Below are 17,994 nucleotides of genomic sequence, written 5' to 3'. Positions count from 1 at the left end.
TGAGCGGATTCGTCCCAACCATTGCTCATAACAACTCTCAATATGCGTCTCGGCCGAACGATCCATTAAGTGGTCATTATTGCATGTCCCCTGGAGCTTTGCGCCCATGAGACGACGCACGAAACAACGCACCAGGATTCGAGCGTCCCTCGATGTCCGTTACTTATAGTTGCAATTCACAGATCAATGCGCATTCAAGTAGTTCGCTGGTATCACAGACATTTGCGCTCGCTCGCCTAAACGTTACCGACAGTCCGACGCAGGACCAACATAAGCGAGCCAAATTGGCGCCGCATTAGCAACCGATCTTCCGTACCGTCGATCGACGCCGAGTGGGGACTCGCGAAGCGGTCATCGACGCGGGGTGTTCCGAGTAAAAATTCCAGCCAGCGTTTCGCGTGTGTTTTTGCGCAACGGTGAGTCGTGTCCAGATCCAGGGAGGAAACGGCATGAAGGAAGCCACTGAGAGGGCGACGTCGGAAGCATTCGCGCACATGCTGGCGGTGACAGCCCTGCTCGTCATCGCCAGCGTCCTCTTCTACGGGCGGTAACGTGCTGTTTCTTGGTTCTGCGTAGCAGTTCTCCATCGCTGGTCGGACGGGGCGTGAGCCAGACGAGGCTCATTCGGGGAGTAGGTTCGGGTCCTGCGTAAAGAGTGCGTATTAGTAAGTAACGAGTAAGCGTACTGCGTAACGAGTAAAAGTACCGAGTAACGAGTAGAAGTACCGAGTGTAAAGGGGTATCGCGCGCGCACGCTGCGATACGGGGCGGGACGAAGAATAGCGTATGGGGTATCGTCCCGCCCCGGCTACCCCGGGCCTATTGGCATATGGCCCGAATTGGACCGGGCCTCATGGTTCGAGACGCGCCGCACGAGGCGCTCCTCACCATGAGGGTCCGTCATTTCGCCGCAAAACAAGCTCTCGTCGGTGAGAGATTTTGACCGCGACCTTGCCTCAATGATCGGCCCCGCGAGCACCATCAATACGACTTCGGTAGACCGAGCACCTTCTCCGCGACGAAGCTCAGGATCAGTTGCGGACTGATCGGCGCGATGCGTGGAATCAGCGATTCACGAAGATAGCGCTCGACGTGATATTCCTTGGCGTAGCCGAAGCCGCCATGGGTCATCACCGCCTGCTCGCAGGCGTGAAAGCCGGCCTCTGCCGCCAGATATTTTGCAGCATTGGCCGCCGGTCCGCAGGCCATGCCCTGGTCGTACTGCCACCCCGCCTGCAAGGTCATCAGCCACGCCGCTTCCAGCTCCATCCAGTTCTTGGCAAGCGGATGCTGGATTCCCTGATTCATGCCGATCGGGCGATTGAAGACATTGCGCGCCTTGGCATAGGCGGAGGCGCGCGACAGCGCGAGATGACCAAGGCCCACGGCCTCGGCCGCGATCAGGATGCGCTCCGGATTCATCCCGTGCAGGATGTAGTCGAAGCCGCGCCCCTCTTCGCCCAAGCGATCCTCGACCGGAATCTCGAAATCCTCAAAGAACAGCTCGTTGGAATCGACGGCCTTGCGCCCCATCTTCTCGATCTCGTGCACGGCGATGCGGCTGCGATCGAAATCCGTGTAGAACAGGCTGAGGCCGTGGGTCGGGCGTTTCACCTGATCCAGCGGCGTGGTGCGCGCGAGCAGCAGGATCTTTTCCGCGACCTGTGCCGTGGAGATCCACACCTTCTGCCCATTGACGACATAGCGGACGCCCTTGCGCACGGCGCGCGTCTTGAGCTGCGTGGTGTTGAGGCCCGTGTTCGGCTCGGTCACCGCAAAGCAGGCGCGCTGCCGGCCATCGACGATGCCCGGCAGCATGCGTGCGCACTGCTCCCTGGTGCCGAACACCACGACCGGATTGAGCCCGAACACGTTCATGTGGATGGCGGACGCGCCGGACATGCCGGCGCCGGACTCCGAGATGGTGCGCATCATGATCGCCGCATCGAGGATACCAAGGCCGGCGCCACCATACTCTTCAGGGATGCAGAGACCGAGCCAGCCGGCGTCTGCCAACGCCTTATGGAAGTCGGCTGGAAAGCCGCCTTCCTTGTCCCGCTTCAGCCAATAGGCATCGTCGAAGCGCGCACAGATCTTGGCAACGGCCTCGCGGATCGCGTCCTGGTTGGCGGAGAGTGCGAAATCCATGACGTCAGTCCTTCTTTGCGGGTGACGGCGTCGTCACGCCGTCGCGGACCATGGCGGCAATCGCGTCGGACGAAAATCCAGCCTCGCGCAGGATCGCCTCGCCATGTTCGTTGAGCCGGGGCGCTAACCGCGCTGGCTCCGCCCTGGTCTCCGACCAGTTCGCCGACACTCGCATGCTGCGGATCGGACCTTCGGTCGGATGATCGACGACGTGAAAGAAGTCGGTCGCAACGAGATGCGGGTCGTCAAGAATGCTGGTCAGATCGTGCATCGGCATGACCGGCACGTCCGCCTTCGTGAGCAGCTCGGTCCATTCGGCCGTCGTGCGGGTCAGGAAGATGCGCGCGAGTTCGGCATAGACGACATCGATGTTGGCGGCGCGCCCGGCGAAGGTCGCAAAGCGAGGATCGTGGCGCAGATCCTCGCGGCCCGCGCCGTCGAAGAAGGCATTCCACTGCTTGTCATTGTAGACGATCACGCAGATATAGCCGTCGGCAGTTTTGTAAGGCCGGCGGTCGCGCGACAGATGCCGCGCATAGCCGCCCTTGTCGAGCGGCGGCTCGTAGGTCAGCCCGCCCATATGGTCGCCCATGACGAAGCTCGCCATGGTCTCGAACATCGGGATATCGAGCCGCTGGCCGCGGCCGGTGCGATCGCGATGCACGAGGCTCGCGCAGATCGCCCCGACCGCAGTGAGGCCGACGATGCGATCGACCAGCGCGTTCGGCACATAGCGCGGCGTGCCGTCGCCTGCGACCGCCATCAGATGCGCCAGCCCCGCGCCGCCCTGGATCAGATCGTCATAAGCAGGCTTGGCCGCATAGGGCCCGTCCTGACCGAAGCCGAACACGCCGGCATAGATCAGCCGCGGATTGATCTTCGAGACGACATCATAACCGAGTTCCAGGCGCGCCATCGCCTGCGGCCGGACGTTGTAGACCAGCACGTCGGCATTCTCGATGAGGCGCAGCACCGCCTCATGCCCCGCGGGCTTCTTCAGGTCGAGGCAGATCGAACGCTTGCTGCGGTTGGTGTTGAGATAGACCGGACCCATGCCGGGATGCCTGGTCGGTCCGATCAATCGGGTGACGTCGCCCTCGGGCGATTCCACCTTGATGACATCGGCACCGTAATCGCCGAGCATCTGGGTGGCATAAGGCCCCATCAACACGGTGGTCATGTCGATGACCTTGATGCCCGCAAGCGGTCCCATGGCGGCGTCGGCTCCCTCTGTTCGTTGCTGCGAGCTAACGGCAGCGCGGCGACGAGATCAAGCTCGGCCGGCGTATGGGGCTATGCGCCGAGACTGGTCGTCACCTGGCCTGAACCTGAGAAAGGCATGGGCGGCGTCGCCGTCCGCGGCCGTGATCAACCGCTGTCATTTGAATGCCGAGGCGCCAATGCTAAAGCATCGGCAGAACCGGCCAGTCATCCAATGCAGATTACGATCGTCGTCAAACTGCTCACGCTGCTCACTGTCGCGAACGGCGTACCGGTCATCGCCAAGCTCATCATGGGCGAGCGCTGGTCCTGGCCGCTCGATGGCGGCTGCCGCTTCCTCGACGGGCGGCCGCTGCTCGGTGAATCGAAGACGGTGCGCGGACTGGTGCTGTCCATCGTGACGACTGGCGTCGCTGCGCTGCTGCTCGGCCTCGACGTGAGCACGGGATTTCTGGTGGGCGCCGCCGCCATGGCCGGCGATCTGTTCTCGAGCTTCGTCAAGCGCCGGCTTGGACTGAGGTCGAGCAGCCGGGCCACCGGCCTCGACCAGATCCCAGAATCGCTGTTGCCGACGCTGCTGTGCTGGTACGAGCTCGATCTGACGGCTGCCGACGTCGCCGCTGTGGCCGGCATCTTCCTCGTTGGCGAGATCGTGCTCTCGCGCCTGCTGTTCTGGCTGAAGATACGCGACCGGCCCTATTGATCGCGCGGGACGCTGCGATGCAGCCGATGCAAGGTGATCTCGGGCGGACAGTTGAGCCGGATCGGAACCACCGACGATCCGACGCCGACCGAAGTGTAACCGGTCATGTCATGATATCTCCACACACCCGATCCGAGCCGGCGCGGCAGCGCGGAATCCAGCGTGATCGGAACGGAGCCCGGCAAGCAGATCTGCCCGCCATGGGTATGCCCGCCGAGCAGCAGGTCGAAACCGGCGTGCGCCGCCTGACGATAGATTTCCGGCGTATGCGACAGCAGGATCGTGAAGCTCGCCGGCGGGATGTCGGAGGCGGCCTTCTCGATATTGTCGACGCGATAGAAATGGGCATCGTCGATGCCGCAGAGGTAGATGCGCTCATCGCCGCGCGCGATCGTCTCGCACTCGTTCAGCAGCATCCGAACCCCGAGGTCCTCCAGACCGGGGACCAGCCGGATCGTGTCGTGATTGCCGAGCACACCGTAAACCGGCGGCTTCAGCGCCGCGCAGATCCGTTGCATGCCCTCGAGCACGCGATCGAACCGGCCGAAGGTGGCGCCGCGAAAATCGCCGGTCAGAACGCAGACGTCATAGGTGAGCGTCGGCAACAACTCGATCATCCGCTGCATGGCGCGCTCGTTCATGTCGACATGCAGATCGCTGATGTGGAGCAGTGTGAAGCCCTCGAACGCCGGCGGCAGCGCGGCGAAGCCGAGATCCGTGATCCTGACCCGCACGTCGGCCGCATTGCGCAATCCGCGCCAATAAAGCCCGCTGAGCTTGAAGACGCCGCGGATCACCGCATGGACCGAATACCAGTTTTCCAGGTGGAAGAAGTTCAGTCCCTGGCCGAAGATCTGGGCCTCGTGGTCCGCCTCGATGCCGAGCCGCTGGCGCGCATGCAAGCGGCCAAGGCGCTGCTCGAGACGGTTCACCAGACTGGCTTCATCAGCGCCCAACTTGTCCCCCGTGAGTCGTACCGCCGACGGGTCACTGCATTCCTCTATACGACCTTTGCGTTGGTTTGGCATGGCCAATAAATGCGGCGCTCCGTATTGACGGCTCCACGGGAAACACCGTCGATGACAGCAATGGCCTCGGCCGAACCTCGCGAGCCGCAGTGAACAGGATCACATCACGTCTCGCTCATCGGCTAGGCCGCCTAAACCGGTCGCCCGCAAAGATCGACCTGCAGATCCGGCCAGCGCCGTCCCATCAGTTCGGCAACCATGCTGCCCGGATAGACGCCGGATTGCCAGGTACCGTCCTTGCCGAGAAACCGAGTCTCGTTCTCAATCAACCTGTAGCCGCTGGAGGCATAGACGCGCGGCTCAAAGGCGAACAGGATCGAGAACGGGATCTGCCGCTGGCGCAAATAGCCGTGCGCGTTGTCGACGAGTGCGCGAGCGTGCCCTCGTCCACGGTGTGAGGCTGCGACTGCAACCTCGCCTATGAGCCCGACCGTCACCTCTTCGGCGCCACACCTGATCTGGCGTTCGTAGATCGCGAGATGACCAACGATCCGCTCATCGGATCGGACGAGCAGAGTCGCATGAGGGTGGCCATGCCGCGCGTAATATTGGCCGAGCTCGTCGGGAGCCCCCTCCGGAAATGCCTCGTTCACAAGCTCCCGCACATCGGTTTCATACGGATCGCCGGCGCGGACATGCGAGATTGGGATCAGCTCGATCACACGAGGCTCCTGACCTGATCAATGCCGGCCCGCTGCGGCGGCGCGCGCCCGGTGACGCCGCGCTTTCGCGACGTTGACGGGACAGAACAAGTCGCGCAACCCGCGCGGTCATGCGTACGCCGCGCGGACCACTTGGCCGCTGGCCGCTGACCTAAAACCGCCCTCTCCGGCCGACATGCGAGCGGCACAACGGAGTATGGTCCCGGCTTTCACCGGGACCTCTATCGGATGCGATGACCGCTTACGCCTTCGCCGGCTCCAGGATCGAGACGTAGTTGGCCACTGCGGCGCCGCCCATGTTGAAGATGCCGCCGAGCTGCGCATTCGGCAGCTGCATGCCTTCCGGCGCCTGACCCAAGAGCTGCATCGCGGTCATCACGTGCATGGAGACGCCGGTGGCGCCGATCGGATGGCCCTTGGCCTTCAGGCCGCCCGACGGATTGACCGGCAGCTTGCCGTCCTTCTGCGTCCAGCCCTCCTTGATCGCGCGCGCGCCCTGCCCCTTCGGCGTCAGGCCCATCGCTTCGTATTCGATCAGCTCGGCCACGGTGAAGCAGTCATGGGTCTCGACGAAGGAGAGATCTTCCAGCTTCACGCCCGCCTTCTCCAGCGCGCGCTGCCAGGCCACGGTGCAGCCCTCGAATGCGAGGATGTCGCGCTTCGACATCGGCAGGAAATCCTGCGCATGCGCGGTGGCACGGAAGTTCACGGCCTTGCGCATGCTCTTGGCCGTCTCCGCGTCCGCGAGCACCAAAGCAGCCGCGCCGTCCGACACCAGCGAGCAGTCGGTGCGCTTCAGGGGGCCGGCGACATAAGGATTCTTCTCACTCTCGGAGCGACAGAACTCGAAGCCGAAGTCCTTGCGCATCTGCGCGTAAGGATTGGCGACGCCGTTCTTGTGGTTCTTGGCGGCGATCATCGCCAGCGCATCGGACTGATCGCCATACTTCTGGAAATAGCCTTGCGCGATCTTGCCGAACACGCCGGCGAAGCCGCCGACCGTGTCGCCATCCTCAGGCAGATACGAGGCCTTCAACAGGTTCTTGCCGATCTCGGGTCCGGGCGTGCGGGTCATCTGCTCGACGCCCACCACCAGCACGATCTTCGCGGCCCCCGCCTGGATCGCGCGGAGGCCCTGCTGCACGGCGGCTGAGCCCGTCGCACAGGCGTTTTCCACCCGCGTCGCAGGCTTGAAGCGCAGCGCCGGATCGGCCTGCAGCACCAGCGAGGCGGTAAAGTCCTGCGGCGAGAAGCCGGCGTTGAAATGGCCGAGCACGATCTCGTCGACGTCGCCGGCGGCGATGCCGGCATCTGCCATCGCCTCATTGGCGACCTTCACCACCAGGCTCTCCACCGTCTCGGCGTCGAATTTGCCGAACGGCGTATGCGCCCATCCCACGATGCTGGCTGTCATCATCTTGCTCCTAAATTCTCTTCGAGGCGATCAGGCCACGAACTTACCACCGAGTTCGTCCTCGATGTGAATACGGATGATGTCATCGAAGCTATGCTCTTCCGTGGTGAATCCAAGCTCGCGGGCGCGCCTGGCCTCGAAATTGCGCGGCCAGCCGTCGACGATGCCGATGATGAAGGGATCCGGTACGCGCTTGATCCGCGCCGCCACCTTTTCTCCGGCGACACGCTTGAGCGCGGCAATCTGCTCGCCGACTGTGGCGGAGAGCCCGGGCATGGTGAGGTTGCGGCGCGGGCCGATCCTGGCGGTGTCCATGGTCGCGGCATGCAGCAGGAAGCCGACCGCCGAACGTGGCGTCGCATGCCAATGGCGGACATCCTCGGACACCGGCAGCACGGCTTCCTTGCCCGCCAGCGGCTCGCGCAGGATGTTGGAGAAGAAACCGGACGCCGCCTTGTTGGGGAGCCCCGGCCGGATGCAGATGGTCGGCAGACGGATGCCGACGCCATCGAAGAAGCCGCGGCGGGTGTAATCGGCCAGCAGCAGCTCGCCGATCGCCTTCTGGGTGCCATAGCTCAACAGCGGCGTATGGAAGAATTCGTCGCCGATCGCCTCCGGGAACGGCGCCCCGAACACCGCGATCGAGGAGGTGAAGACCAGGCGCGGCTTGTAGCCGTCGCCGATCAATCTGATAGCGTCGAACAGCATCCGGGTGCCGTCGAGATTGATGCGATAGCCCTTATCGAAATCGAGCTCGGCTTCGCCGGAGACGATCGCGGCGAGATGGAAGATCACGTCGGGACGCGCAGCGACGAGCTTCTCGGCAAAGCCGGGCACGGCGAAGTCGCCGGCGACGATGTCGACCGGACACGTCGCTTTTTCGGGTTTGGTTGGCGCCACGACATCCTGCAAGGTCAGCCGGCTGATCTCAGCGCTGCCGAGGCGGCCGTCGCGCACCAAGCGCTCGACCAATTTGCGGCCGACCATGCCGGCCGCGCCCAGAACCAGGATATGCAAAGAGGTCACTCCTTAATGCGTAGGATGGACAAAAGCGCAAAGCGCCGTGCCCACCGCGGGATCACGTGAAGGTGGTGGGGGCACGCTTCGCCTTGCCCACCCTGGGGCAGCTGCGAGAGCGGCCCTACTCCTTCACCGCGCCGGTCATCGCCGACACATAATGCTCGACGAAGAAGGCGTAAAGGATCACGAGCGGCAGCGAGCCGACCAGGGCACCGGCCATCAGCGAGCCCCATTTGTAGACGTCGCCGTCGACGAACTCGTTGACGATCGCGACCGGCACCGTCTTGTTCGGCGTCGATTGCAGGAAGGTCAGCGCATAGATGAACTCGTTCCAGCACAGCGTGAACGAGAAGATGAAGGCCGAGATCAGCCCGGGCACTGCGAGCGGCACCACGATCTTGACCAGGATCTGCCAGCGGCTGGCGCCGTCGATCAGCGCGCATTCCTCGAGCTCGAAGGGGATGGTCTTGAAGTAGCCCATCAACAGCCAGGTAGAGAACGGGATCAGCAGCGTCGGATAGACCAGGATCAGGGACAGCGGCGAGTCGAACAGGCCATAGGCCTGGATCACGGAGGCCAGCGGGATGAACAGGATCGACGGCGGCACCAGGTAGGCGAAGAAGATCAGGATGCCGACCGTATCGGCGCCTTTGAAACGGAGACGCACGATCGCATAGGCTGCAAGCACGGAGGCGATGATCGACAGCGTGGTGGCGCCGACAGCGACATACATCGTGTTCCAAAGCCAGCGCGGATACTCCGTCTCGAACAGGAGCTTGTAGATGTGCTTGAAGGTTGGATGCACAACCCAGAACGGGTTGTAGGTGTTCATGTCGATCAGCTGCTCGTCCGGCTTGATCGAGGTCAGTCCCATCCAATAGAACGGGAACAGCAGCACGACCAGGATGATGAACAGCGGCAGATAGAGCGTCACCAGCCGTCGCGGCAACGACTCCAGATAGCTCATGCCCTCGCTGTCGTCGGAGGCTGCAAGAGCGGCAGCCGCAGCAGCGGTCTTCGTTTGCAGCGTGGTATCGGTCATTGGTCGGCTCCTTGCTGCCATTTGCGCCGTTGCATGCCGAACCAGGAGATCGCTATGGCGGCGACCAAGAACGGGATCATCGCGGTTGCGATCGCGGCGCCCTCCCCTAACCGCCCGGAGATGATGCCACGTTGATAGCTGAGCGTCGCCATCAGATGCGTCGCGTTGACCGGACCGCCGCGAGTGAGCGCCCAGATCAGCTGGAAGTCGGTGAAGGTGAACAGAACCGAGAACGTCATCACCACCGCGATGATCGGGGTAAGAAGCGGATAGGTGATGTAGCGGAAGCGCTGCCAATTGGTGGCGCCATCGAGGGTGGCCGCCTCGTAGAGCGAGGGCGACACGGTCTGCAGGCCCGCGAGCAGCGTGATCGCCACGAACGGCACGCCGCGCCAGATGTTGGCGATGATGACCGAGGCGCGCGCCCAGTTGGCGTCGCCGAGGAAGTTGATGTTGTGGCTGATGACGCCGAGCTTGATCAGCGACCAGGAGATGATCGAGAACTGCGCATCATAGATCCACCAGAACGCGATCGCCGACAGCACCGTCGGCACGATGAAGGGGATCAGCACGATGGCGCGGATCATCGCCTTGAACGGCATGCGCCGGTTCAGAAGCAGCGCGAGATACAGCCCGATCGCGAATTTGATCGCGCTCGCGACGATGGTGTAAAGCAGCGTGTTGAACACCGCGAGCCAGAAGATCGCGTCGTCCCACAGCCATTCATAGTTCTCCAGCCCGATGAAGATGCCGCTGCGGCCGATCTTCTCGTCGGTGAAGCTCATCCAGACGCCGAGCCCCAGCGGATAGGCCAGGAACAGAATCAGGAAGGCGGCGGCCGGCAGCATGAACCACAGCGCGATGAAGTTGCGGTTGGTCTGCAGCCGCGACCACCAAGACGGCTCGCCGATGCGGGCTCCGCGTGGCAGTGAAGTCTGAATGGTACTCATTCCCAGTGCAGCTCCAATCTGAACTGTAGGGTAGGCAAAGCGAAGCGTGCCCACCGATATGTCCCGTCGAGTAGATGGTGGGCATGGCGCTCCGCGCCTTTGCCCACCCTACGCCGTCTCGCTCACCTCGGGATCCCGGGTCCGATGCCTCGCATCGCCCTCGGAATGACAGCACGTACGCAGGGCAGGCAAAGCGAGTCACGCCCACCCAGCGTCCAGGTCACGTTCTCAGCGGAAGATACGTTTGGCCGAACGCTCCGCCGTGGTCATCGCCGTCTTCACATCCTCGCGTCCCGTACAGTAGTTCGCGAACATGTCGACCACGACGAAGTCGGCGATGGCCGCTGCCGGCCCCTCGCCCATCTTGCCAACGCCGGCCGGTGTCACCGCCGTCGCCGCGACGTCGCGGTATGGCGTATTCTTCGGATCCGCAGTCCAGATCGGGTTGGCGTCGTAGGCCTTGAGGAAGTGCGACAGATAGCCCTGCGCCGCCTCGATCCAGGGGTTGAACTGCGCCGGCTCCAGCAGGAACGCGGTGAACGCCTTGCAAGTCTGCGGATATTTGGTGAAGTTGTAGACCAGGATCGGGAAGCCAAGATGCAGCTCGCGCGTCTTGCCGTCGAGACCGGCCGGCAGATGCGCGTGGTTCATGTCCTCGGCGACCTGCGGATTGTCCTTCTTCGCCGCGACATAGATCGAGATGCCGTTGACCGTCAGATAGAGCTGGCCGGCGACAAAGGCCTTGTTGTTGGACGAGTCGTTCCAGGACGCGGTGCCGGGGACGAAATTGTCGTACAGGCCCTTGACGTATTCCAGCGCCTTGGCCGTCTCCGGCGAGTTGATGACGACCTTGTTGTTCTTGTCGATCAGATTGCCGCCATGGGCCCACAGCGCCCAGTGCAGCCAGCCGTTGGCATCACCCGAGGCGTGGCCCAGCGCCATGCCGGCCGGCGTGCCGTTCTTGTTCATGCCCTTGATGAGATCGGCAAAGCCCGCGAGGTCCTTCGGGAATTCCTTGTGACCGGCCTTTTCCATCGCCGAGATGCGATAGTTGACGAGCCCGCCGGTGGCGGCCACCGGAATGCCGATCCATTTGCCGTCGAGCATGCCATAGGCCTTGCCGGAGTCGGTCCAGCCGCCGGCGACCTTGCCGAGATGGTCGGCGACGTCGCTCATGTCGGTGCATTTGCTCGGGAACAGGAACGGCAACGAGTAGAGGCCCCAGACCATGTCGAGCCCCTGCCCCGTATTGGCCGCGACCGAGGCCTTGGGCTGGATGTCGTCATAGGATTCGTTGGAGACGTTGATCGTGACGTTGTTGGCCTTCTGGAAGGCGTCGACGATCTTCATGAAGGCCACGTCCTCGGCCTCGACGAAGCGCTTCCAGCGCAGCAGGTTGATCTTGGCGCCCGCTTCCGGCTTCCACGGCGAGCTCTGCGCCCAGGCCTTGGCATAGCCGAGCAGCTGTTCGCTGGACATGGTCGCAGCGGCGGCCAGCATGGTCGCTCCGCCCTTGAGCAGCGAGCGCCGGTCGGTCAGGAAATCTGCCATCTGAAGTTTTCTCCCATTTCAATATTTTGATTGTTTGTTGTTGTCGTTCGCGTCGAACGGCCGGCGGCTAAATCCTCCGGCCGTTATCCTTGTCGAACAGATGCGCCGCCGACGCGCGCGGACGCAGATGGATCTTCTCGCCGGGATTGACCTCGTGGCGATCGCGAAATACCGCGATGATGTCCTGGGTGCCGATACGGGCGACGATCTGGGTCTCCGACCCCGTCGGCTCGACAACGACCACCTCGGCTTCGATCCCGTCGCTGGCGAGTTCGAGATGCTCCGGCCGGACGCCATAGACCACCGGACGCCCATCCGAGGCCGTGGGCGCGGTCATCAGCGGCAGCTTGGCGCCATTGTCGGTCTCGACATAGGCCGATCCGTTGGACTTCAGATGTCCGTTGAGGAAGTTCATCGCCGGCGAGCCGATGAAGCCGGCGACGAACTGGTTATCCGGCTTGTCGTAGAGATCGAGCGGCGATCCCATCTGCTCGACGATGCCGTCATGCATCACTACGATTTTGTCGGCCATGGTCATGGCCTCGATCTGGTCGTGGGTCACGTAGACGGTCGTGGTCTTCAGCCGCTGGTGCAGCTCCTTGATCTCGGTGCGCATGGCGACGCGCAGCTTGGCATCGAGGTTGGAGAGCGGCTCGTCGAACAGAAACACCTGCGGATCGCGGACGATGGCGCGCCCCATGGCGACGCGCTGGCGCTGGCCGCCGGAGAGCTGGCGCGGATAGCGGTCGAGCAGCGGAGTGAGAGCCAAAATCTCGGCCGCACGCGCAACGCCACGCTTGATGTCTTCGGGCTTGGCGCCGCGCAGCTTCAGCGAGAAGCCCATATTGTCGGCGACCGTCATGTGCGGATAGAGCGCGTAGTTCTGGAACACCATCGCGATGTCCCGCTCTTTGGGCTGGACGTTGTTGACGACGCGCTCGCCGATCGAAATGGTGCCGGAGGTGATGTTCTCGAGGCCGGCGAGCATGCGCAGCAGCGTCGACTTGCCGCAGCCGGAAGGACCGACCAGCACGACGAACTCGCCGTCCTCGATCGGGATGGTCACGCCGTGCAGGACCTCGAACCCGCCGAACGATTTCCGCACGTCGCGAATATTCACAGACGACATCAATTTCCTCCTCGATGACCGGCAGCTTTTTGCTGCGTGCCGCCGGCGTTCCTGCCGTTCTTGTTCTCGGTCGCTTTTGTTGTTCTTGTTGTTTTTGTTCTTGTTATTCGTTTTGTCGTGCTCGCCGCGTCCGGACTGCACCCGAATTCGGCGGGTATTGTCGGCAGTTTATCCGGCTTTAGCAATGGTTCGATTAGCAACCGCGTGATAGCGCTGTCAATATCCGCTTGTCAGCCGGACCGCCGATGCTTATGAGCGATCCATGGGACGGAAACGGATCAAGCACGGCAAAGTGCGCCTGACCGAAGTCGCGGAGCTCGCGGGCGTCAGCCCGATTACCGTGTCACGTTTCTTCCGCAATCCGCAGACGGTATCGCCGCGCCGGCGCGTCCGCATCGAAAGCGCCGCCAAGGAACTCGGCTACGTGCCGAACCTTGCCGCGCGGGCCCTGGCCTCGCAGCGCACCGAGGTGATCGGCGCGCTGATCCCCTCCCTCACCAACAACGTGTTCTCGGACGTCCTGCGCGGCATCTATGACGCGTTCGAGGGCAGCCGTTACAGCATCCAGCTCGCCAACACCCGCTACAGCGTGCTGCAGGAAGAGCGCCTGCTGCGGCTGTTCCTGATGCAGAAGCCCGCCGGGCTGATCGTGACCGGCATCGACCAGACTGCGGACAGCCGGTCGATCATCGAGGCGGCCGACTGTCCCGTGGTCCAGATCATGGAGCTCGGCTCCGAGCCGATCGACATGATGATCGGTTTTTCCCACGTCGACGCCTGCTATGGGGCAATTTCGCACCTTCTCGACCAGGGCTGTCGCCGCATCGGCTTCGTCGGCGCACGCATGGACCCCAGGGTGCAGCGGCGGCTGCAGGGGTATCAGAAGGCGATGAAAGATGCCGCCCTGCTCGATCCGCGCCTGATCGTCACCACGACCGCGCCGACATCGGTGACGCTCGGCGGCAGCCTGTTCTCAGACCTGATCGCCAGGGCGCCGGAGATCGATGCCGTGTTCTGCGCCAATGACGACCTCGCCATGGGCGTGATGTTCGAATGCCAGCGCCGGCACATCGCGATCCCCGATCAGATGGCGATCGTCGGCTTCAACGACATGGAGTTCATGGCGGCTGCCGTCCCGACGCTGAGCAGCGTCCGCACCAATCGCTACGAGATGGGCAACCGCGCGGCCACCATGATCGTTGATGCCATCGAAGGACGCGCGCCGGACCCGCGCGTCGTCGATCTCGGCTTCGAGGTCATGCAGCGACAGAGTTCGACCTTGCACGTGCGGCCAACGATCTGCAGTCCTGCGCAGGCCGGCGCGACGGAACAAAATGGTAGCGCAATCAAATACCCGGGCTTAGAACAGACTTGAACGAAACACGTCGTCCATGTTCAAGGACGAACCAATGCTGCATCCTTGCGGCGCAAGGTCGCGCCTCGGGAAGCCAAATCGAGACGCCGGTGGTTACCAACCGGCCTTGCCACTTCGCAGTGCGGGAGGAATGAATGACAAAAACCAACGGCCACGCCGGCAATGGCGCGGACAAGAGCCGCAAGCTGCGCTCGCAGGCATGGTTCAACGATCCCACGAACCCCGGCATGACTGCGCTCTATCTCGAGCGCTATCTGAATTACGGCCTGACCCGCGCCGAACTGCAGTCGGGCAAGCCGATCATCGGCATTGCACAAACCGGCAACGACCTGTCACCGTGCAATCGCCACCACCTCGAATTGGCACACCGCGTCCGCGAAGGTATCCGCGCCGCCGGCGGCATCGCGATGGAGTTTCCTACCCATCCGATTCAGGAGACCGGCAAGCGGCCGACTGCGGCACTTGACCGCAACCTGGCCTATCTCGGCCTTGTGGAAATCCTGTTCGGCTATCCGCTCGATGGCGTGGTGCTGACGACCGGCTGCGACAAGACCACGCCGGCCTGCCTGATGGCGGCCGCGACCGTCAACATTCCCGCGATCGTGCTGTCGGGCGGGCCGATGCTGAACGGCTGGCACGAGGGCGAGCGCACCGGCTCGGGCACCGTGGTCTGGAGATCGCGCGAGCGGCTTGCCGCCGGCGAGATCGACTATGAGCAGTTCATGGAGATCGTGGCGTCGTCCGCGCCCTCGATCGGCCATTGCAACACCATGGGCACGGCGTCGACCATGAACGCGCTGGCCGAAGCCCTCGGCATGTCGCTGCCGGGCTGCGCCGCAATCCCCGCCCCCTATCGCGAGCGCGGCCAGATCGCCTACGAGACCGGCACCCGCATCGTCGACATGGTGTGGGAGGATCTGAAACCGTCCGACATCCTCACGCGGAAGGCGTTCGAGAACTGCATCGTGGTGAATTCCGCGATCGGCGGCTCGACCAATGCGCCGATCCACATCAACGCGCTGGCCCGCCATATCGGCGTCGAACTCAACATCGACGATTGGCAGAAAGTCGGCCACGACGTGCCGTTGCTGGTCAACATGCAGCCGGCCGGCTTCTATCTCGGCGAGGAATTCCATCGCGCCGGTGGCGTGCCGGCCGTGATCGGCGAGTTGATGCGGCAGAAGCGCATCCACGAGGACGCGATCACGGTGAACGGCCGCCCGATGGGCGACAATTGCCGTCAGGCGCCCAAGCCCGACGGCGACGTGATCTGGAGCTACGACAAGCCTCTGGTGAAGGATGCCGGCTTCCTGGTGCTACGCGGCAATTTGTTCGATTCCGCGATCATGAAGACCAGCGTGATCTCCAAGGAATTCCGCGACCGCTACTTGAGCAATCCGAAGGACCCGAACGCGTTCGAGGGCCGCGCCATCGTGTTCGACGGCCCGGAGGATTATCACCACCGGATCGAGGATCCCGCGCTCGAGATCGACGAGCACTGCGTGCTGTTCATCCGGGGCGCCGGTCCGATCGGCTATCCCGGCGGCGCCGAGGTGGTGAACATGCAACCGCCCGCGGCGCTGATCAAACGCGGCATCCACTCGCTGCCCTGCATCGGCGACGGACGGCAGTCCGGCACCTCCGGCTCGCCGTCGATCCTCAACGCCTCGCCGGAAGCCGCCGCCGACGGCGGTCTCGCCATCCTCAGGACCGGCGACCGGGTGCGGATCGATCTCAACAAGGGCAGCGCCAACATCCTCATTTCCGACGAAGAGGTCGCCGAACGCCACGCCGGCCTGAAGGCGAAGGGTGGCTTCCCGTATCCGGCCAACCAGACACCCTGGCAGGAGCTCTATCGCAAGACAGTTGGCCAGCACGCCACCGGCGCCTGCATGGAATTCGCCACGCGATATCACGACATCGCCGGCAAGGTCGGCGTCGCGCGCCACAACCACTGACGCTGTCATTCCGGGGCGCGCATAGCGCGAGCCCGGAATCCATACTCCCGATCGTGGTTATGGATTCCGGGCCCATCGCTTCGCGATGTCCCGGAATGACCAACAAACAGACGAGACACCCAGGGAGATACCATGTCCGACCGCCTCAAGGGCAAGCGCGCCTTTGTCACCGCAGCCGCCGCCGGGATCGGCCGGGCCTGCGCCATCGCCTTTGCCCGCGAAGGCGCCACCGTGTTCGCCACCGACATCGACGAGAAGGGTCTCGCCACGCTGAAGAGCGAAGGCATCAGTGAGACCGCCGTTCTCAACGTCCGCGACACCGCGGCCGTCAACGCGCTGGCCGACCGCGTCGGCAAGGTCGAGATCCTGCTCAATGCTGCCGGCTTCGTGCATCACGGCACCATCCTCGACTGCTCGGACGAGGATTTCGATTTCTCCTTCGACCTGAACGTCAAGTCGATGCATCGCACGATCCGCGCCTTCCTGCCGAAGATGCTGGAGGGTGGCGGTGGCGCCATCGTCAACATCGCCTCCGCCGCGGGCGTGTTCAAGGCCGCGCCCAATCGCTACGTCTATGCGGCGACGAAGGCCGCAGTCGGCGCGCTGACCCGCTCGGTCGCCGCCGATTTCGTCGGCAAACGCATCCGCTGCAACTGCATCTGCCCCGGCACGGTGGAAACGCCGTCGATGCTCGGCCGCGCCGCCGCGGCAGGTCCGAACGGGCTGGAGACGTTCATCTCGCGCCAACCGATGGGCCGGCTCGGTACCGCCGAGGAGATCGCGCATCTTGCGGTCTATCTCGCCAGCGACGAGAGCGCGTTCACGACCGGCGTGGCACACTGCATCGACGGCGGCTGGACACTGTAAAACAATCTCCGTCATTCCGGGGCAGCCCGCGCGACAAAATGGCAAGGCCATTTTGCGCGGAGGGCTGAACCTGGAATCTCGATCTGAGGAGCACGCAAGCCAATCTCGGGATTCCGGGTTCGCGCTTCGCGCGCCCCGGAATGACGGTCACGAATAGTTTGGGGGAAGGACACCATGAACCAGATCGACCTCAATAACCGCTGCGCCGTCGTCACCGGCGGCGCGCAAGGGTTCGGCCGCGCCATCGCCGAGCGCTTCGTGGCCTCCGGCGCCAGGGTCGCGATCTGGGATCACGATCTGGCGCTCGCCGAGAAGACCGCCAGGGAGATCGGTCCCGCGGTGATCGCGCTCAAGGTCGATGTCACCAACACCGCAGCGGTAGAGACGGCACGCGACGAAACGATCAAGGCGTTCGGCCGCATCGACATCCTCGTCAACAACGCCGGCATTGCCGGCGTCAACAGGACGGTGTGGGAGACCGACCTCGAAGAATGGCGCAAGGTACTGCGCATCAATCTCGACGGCCCCTTCATCTGCTGCAAAGCGATCGTGCCCGTGATGCTCGAGCAGAAATATGGCCGCATCGTCAACATCGCCTCGATTGCCGGCAAGGAAGGCAACCCGAACGCCGCGCATTACTCCGCCTCGAAGGCCGGCCTGATCGCGCTGACGAAATCGCTCGGCAAGGAGCTGGCGCAGCACGACATCACGGTCAATGCCGTCACGCCGGCAGCGGCGAAAACCGCGATCTTCGACCAGATGACGCAGACTCACATCGACTTCATGCTCTCGAAGATACCCAAGGGCCGCTTCGTGCTCGTCGAGGAGTTGGCGGCGATGGTCGCCTGGCTCGCCTCGGAGGACTGCGCCTTCTCCACCGGCGCCGTGTTCGACATTTCCGGCGGCCGCGCGACGTACTGACGCCG

The 17,994-nt window shown here is 63.4% G+C and carries 15 protein-coding genes; 5 read left to right on the top strand and 10 right to left on the bottom strand.

Annotated elements, in window-relative coordinates:
- Nucleotides 1-981: 981 nt before the first annotated feature.
- Nucleotides 982-2,148, bottom strand: a complete 1,167-nt coding sequence (locus QXZ85_RS28335) for an acyl-CoA dehydrogenase family protein (RefSeq protein WP_316175225.1) — start codon at nucleotides 2,146-2,148, stop codon at nucleotides 982-984.
- Nucleotides 2,149-2,152: 4 nt separating this feature from the next.
- Nucleotides 2,153-3,361 carry a CoA transferase gene (locus QXZ85_RS28330; protein WP_315705282.1) on the bottom strand — a complete coding sequence of 403 codons (1,209 nt, stop codon included), beginning with the start codon at nucleotides 3,359-3,361 and terminating at the stop codon, nucleotides 2,153-2,155.
- Nucleotides 3,362-3,487: 126 nt separating this feature from the next.
- Here QXZ85_RS28330 and QXZ85_RS28325 point away from each other — a divergent pair, with 126 nt between their 5' ends.
- Nucleotides 3,488-4,072 carry a CDP-archaeol synthase gene (locus tag QXZ85_RS28325; protein WP_315705281.1) on the top strand — a complete coding sequence of 195 codons (585 nt, stop codon included), beginning with the start codon at nucleotides 3,488-3,490 and terminating at the stop codon, nucleotides 4,070-4,072.
- Here QXZ85_RS28325 and QXZ85_RS28320 read toward each other — a convergent pair.
- The 8 genes from QXZ85_RS28320 to QXZ85_RS28285 all read right to left on the bottom strand — a co-directional run bounded on the left by QXZ85_RS28320 (nucleotide 4,066) and on the right by QXZ85_RS28285 (nucleotide 12,868).
- Nucleotides 4,066-5,004 carry a metallophosphoesterase gene (locus QXZ85_RS28320; protein WP_315766349.1) on the bottom strand — a complete coding sequence of 313 codons (939 nt, stop codon included), beginning with the start codon at nucleotides 5,002-5,004 and terminating at the stop codon, nucleotides 4,066-4,068. The genes QXZ85_RS28325 and QXZ85_RS28320 overlap by 7 nt on opposite strands.
- Nucleotides 5,005-5,231: 227 nt before the next feature.
- Nucleotides 5,232-5,762 (bottom strand): GNAT family N-acetyltransferase, encoded by a 531-nt coding sequence (locus QXZ85_RS28315; RefSeq protein ID WP_315745388.1) that lies wholly within the window; start codon nucleotides 5,760-5,762, stop codon nucleotides 5,232-5,234.
- Between the two features lie 241 nt (nucleotides 5,763-6,003).
- Nucleotides 6,004-7,176 carry an acetyl-CoA acetyltransferase gene (locus QXZ85_RS28310; RefSeq protein WP_315745389.1) on the bottom strand — a complete coding sequence of 391 codons (1,173 nt, stop codon included), beginning with the start codon at nucleotides 7,174-7,176 and terminating at the stop codon, nucleotides 6,004-6,006.
- Between the two features lie 30 nt (nucleotides 7,177-7,206).
- Complete coding sequence (gene denD, locus QXZ85_RS28305) at nucleotides 7,207-8,193, bottom strand: D-erythronate dehydrogenase (RefSeq protein WP_315766358.1); 987 nt, start codon at nucleotides 8,191-8,193, stop codon at nucleotides 7,207-7,209.
- 124 nt (nucleotides 8,194-8,317) lie between these two features.
- A complete protein-coding gene (locus QXZ85_RS28300) occupies nucleotides 8,318-9,238 on the bottom strand; it encodes a carbohydrate ABC transporter permease (protein WP_315705276.1) in 921 nt (306 codons plus the stop codon).
- Nucleotides 9,235-10,188: a sugar ABC transporter permease gene (locus QXZ85_RS28295; protein WP_316168242.1), complete on the bottom strand. Its 954-nt coding sequence runs from the start codon at nucleotides 10,186-10,188 to the stop codon at nucleotides 9,235-9,237. Before QXZ85_RS28295 ends, QXZ85_RS28300 begins: the two co-directional genes overlap by 4 nt.
- A gap of 228 nt (nucleotides 10,189-10,416) precedes the next feature.
- Complete coding sequence (locus QXZ85_RS28290; protein ID WP_315705274.1) at nucleotides 10,417-11,739, bottom strand: ABC transporter substrate-binding protein; 1,323 nt, start codon at nucleotides 11,737-11,739, stop codon at nucleotides 10,417-10,419.
- A gap of 67 nt (nucleotides 11,740-11,806) precedes the next feature.
- Nucleotides 11,807-12,868: a sn-glycerol-3-phosphate ABC transporter ATP-binding protein UgpC gene (locus QXZ85_RS28285; protein ID WP_315745391.1), complete on the bottom strand. Its 1,062-nt coding sequence runs from the start codon at nucleotides 12,866-12,868 to the stop codon at nucleotides 11,807-11,809.
- A 262-nt stretch (nucleotides 12,869-13,130) separates the two neighbouring features.
- Here QXZ85_RS28285 and QXZ85_RS28280 point away from each other — a divergent pair, with 262 nt between their 5' ends.
- The 4 genes from QXZ85_RS28280 (at nucleotide 13,131) to QXZ85_RS28265 (ending at nucleotide 17,989) form a co-directional block, all read left to right on the top strand.
- Complete coding sequence (locus QXZ85_RS28280; RefSeq protein ID WP_315745392.1) at nucleotides 13,131-14,243, top strand: LacI family DNA-binding transcriptional regulator; 1,113 nt, start codon at nucleotides 13,131-13,133, stop codon at nucleotides 14,241-14,243.
- Between the two features lie 134 nt (nucleotides 14,244-14,377).
- A complete protein-coding gene (locus QXZ85_RS28275; protein WP_315766341.1) occupies nucleotides 14,378-16,201 on the top strand; it encodes an IlvD/Edd family dehydratase in 1,824 nt (607 codons plus the stop codon).
- 132 nt (nucleotides 16,202-16,333) lie between these two features.
- A complete protein-coding gene (locus tag QXZ85_RS28270; protein ID WP_315766565.1) occupies nucleotides 16,334-17,068 on the top strand; it encodes an SDR family oxidoreductase in 735 nt (244 codons plus the stop codon).
- 174 nt (nucleotides 17,069-17,242) lie between these two features.
- Nucleotides 17,243-17,989 (top strand): SDR family NAD(P)-dependent oxidoreductase, encoded by a 747-nt coding sequence (locus tag QXZ85_RS28265; RefSeq protein WP_315705269.1) that lies wholly within the window; start codon nucleotides 17,243-17,245, stop codon nucleotides 17,987-17,989.
- Nucleotides 17,990-17,994 lie beyond the last annotated feature (5 nt).

It is taken from the genome of Bradyrhizobium sp. SZCCHNGR1005 (assembly GCF_032489995.1).
In the GTDB taxonomy this organism is placed as follows: Bacteria; Pseudomonadota; Alphaproteobacteria; order Rhizobiales; family Xanthobacteraceae; genus Bradyrhizobium.
Note: the sequence above shows the minus strand (reverse complement) of the source record. Positions and strands in the feature narration are given on the sequence as shown.

Coding starts and splice junctions, on each gene's coding strand:
- QXZ85_RS28280 (WP_315745392.1), top strand. CDS start 13,131: ATGGGACGGAAACGGATCAAGCACGGCAAAGTGCGCCTGACCGAAGTC.
- QXZ85_RS28325 (WP_315705281.1), top strand. CDS start 3,488: ATGGGCGGCGTCGCCGTCCGCGGCCGTGATCAACCGCTGTCATTTGAA.
- QXZ85_RS28330 (WP_315705282.1), bottom strand. CDS start 3,361: ATGGGACCGCTTGCGGGCATCAAGGTCATCGACATGACCACCGTGTTG.
- QXZ85_RS28290 (WP_315705274.1), bottom strand. CDS start 11,739: ATGGCAGATTTCCTGACCGACCGGCGCTCGCTGCTCAAGGGCGGAGCG.
- QXZ85_RS28265 (WP_315705269.1), top strand. CDS start 17,243: ATGAACCAGATCGACCTCAATAACCGCTGCGCCGTCGTCACCGGCGGC.
- QXZ85_RS28295 (WP_316168242.1), bottom strand. CDS start 10,188: ATGAGTACCATTCAGACTTCACTGCCACGCGGAGCCCGCATCGGCGAG.
- QXZ85_RS28275 (WP_315766341.1), top strand. CDS start 14,378: ATGACAAAAACCAACGGCCACGCCGGCAATGGCGCGGACAAGAGCCGC.
- QXZ85_RS28335 (WP_316175225.1), bottom strand. CDS start 2,148: ATGGATTTCGCACTCTCCGCCAACCAGGACGCGATCCGCGAGGCCGTT.
- QXZ85_RS28285 (WP_315745391.1), bottom strand. CDS start 12,868: ATGTCGTCTGTGAATATTCGCGACGTGCGGAAATCGTTCGGCGGGTTC.
- QXZ85_RS28310 (WP_315745389.1), bottom strand. CDS start 7,176: ATGACAGCCAGCATCGTGGGATGGGCGCATACGCCGTTCGGCAAATTC.
- QXZ85_RS28270 (WP_315766565.1), top strand. CDS start 16,334: ATGTCCGACCGCCTCAAGGGCAAGCGCGCCTTTGTCACCGCAGCCGCC.
- QXZ85_RS28300 (WP_315705276.1), bottom strand. CDS start 9,238: ATGACCGATACCACGCTGCAAACGAAGACCGCTGCTGCGGCTGCCGCT.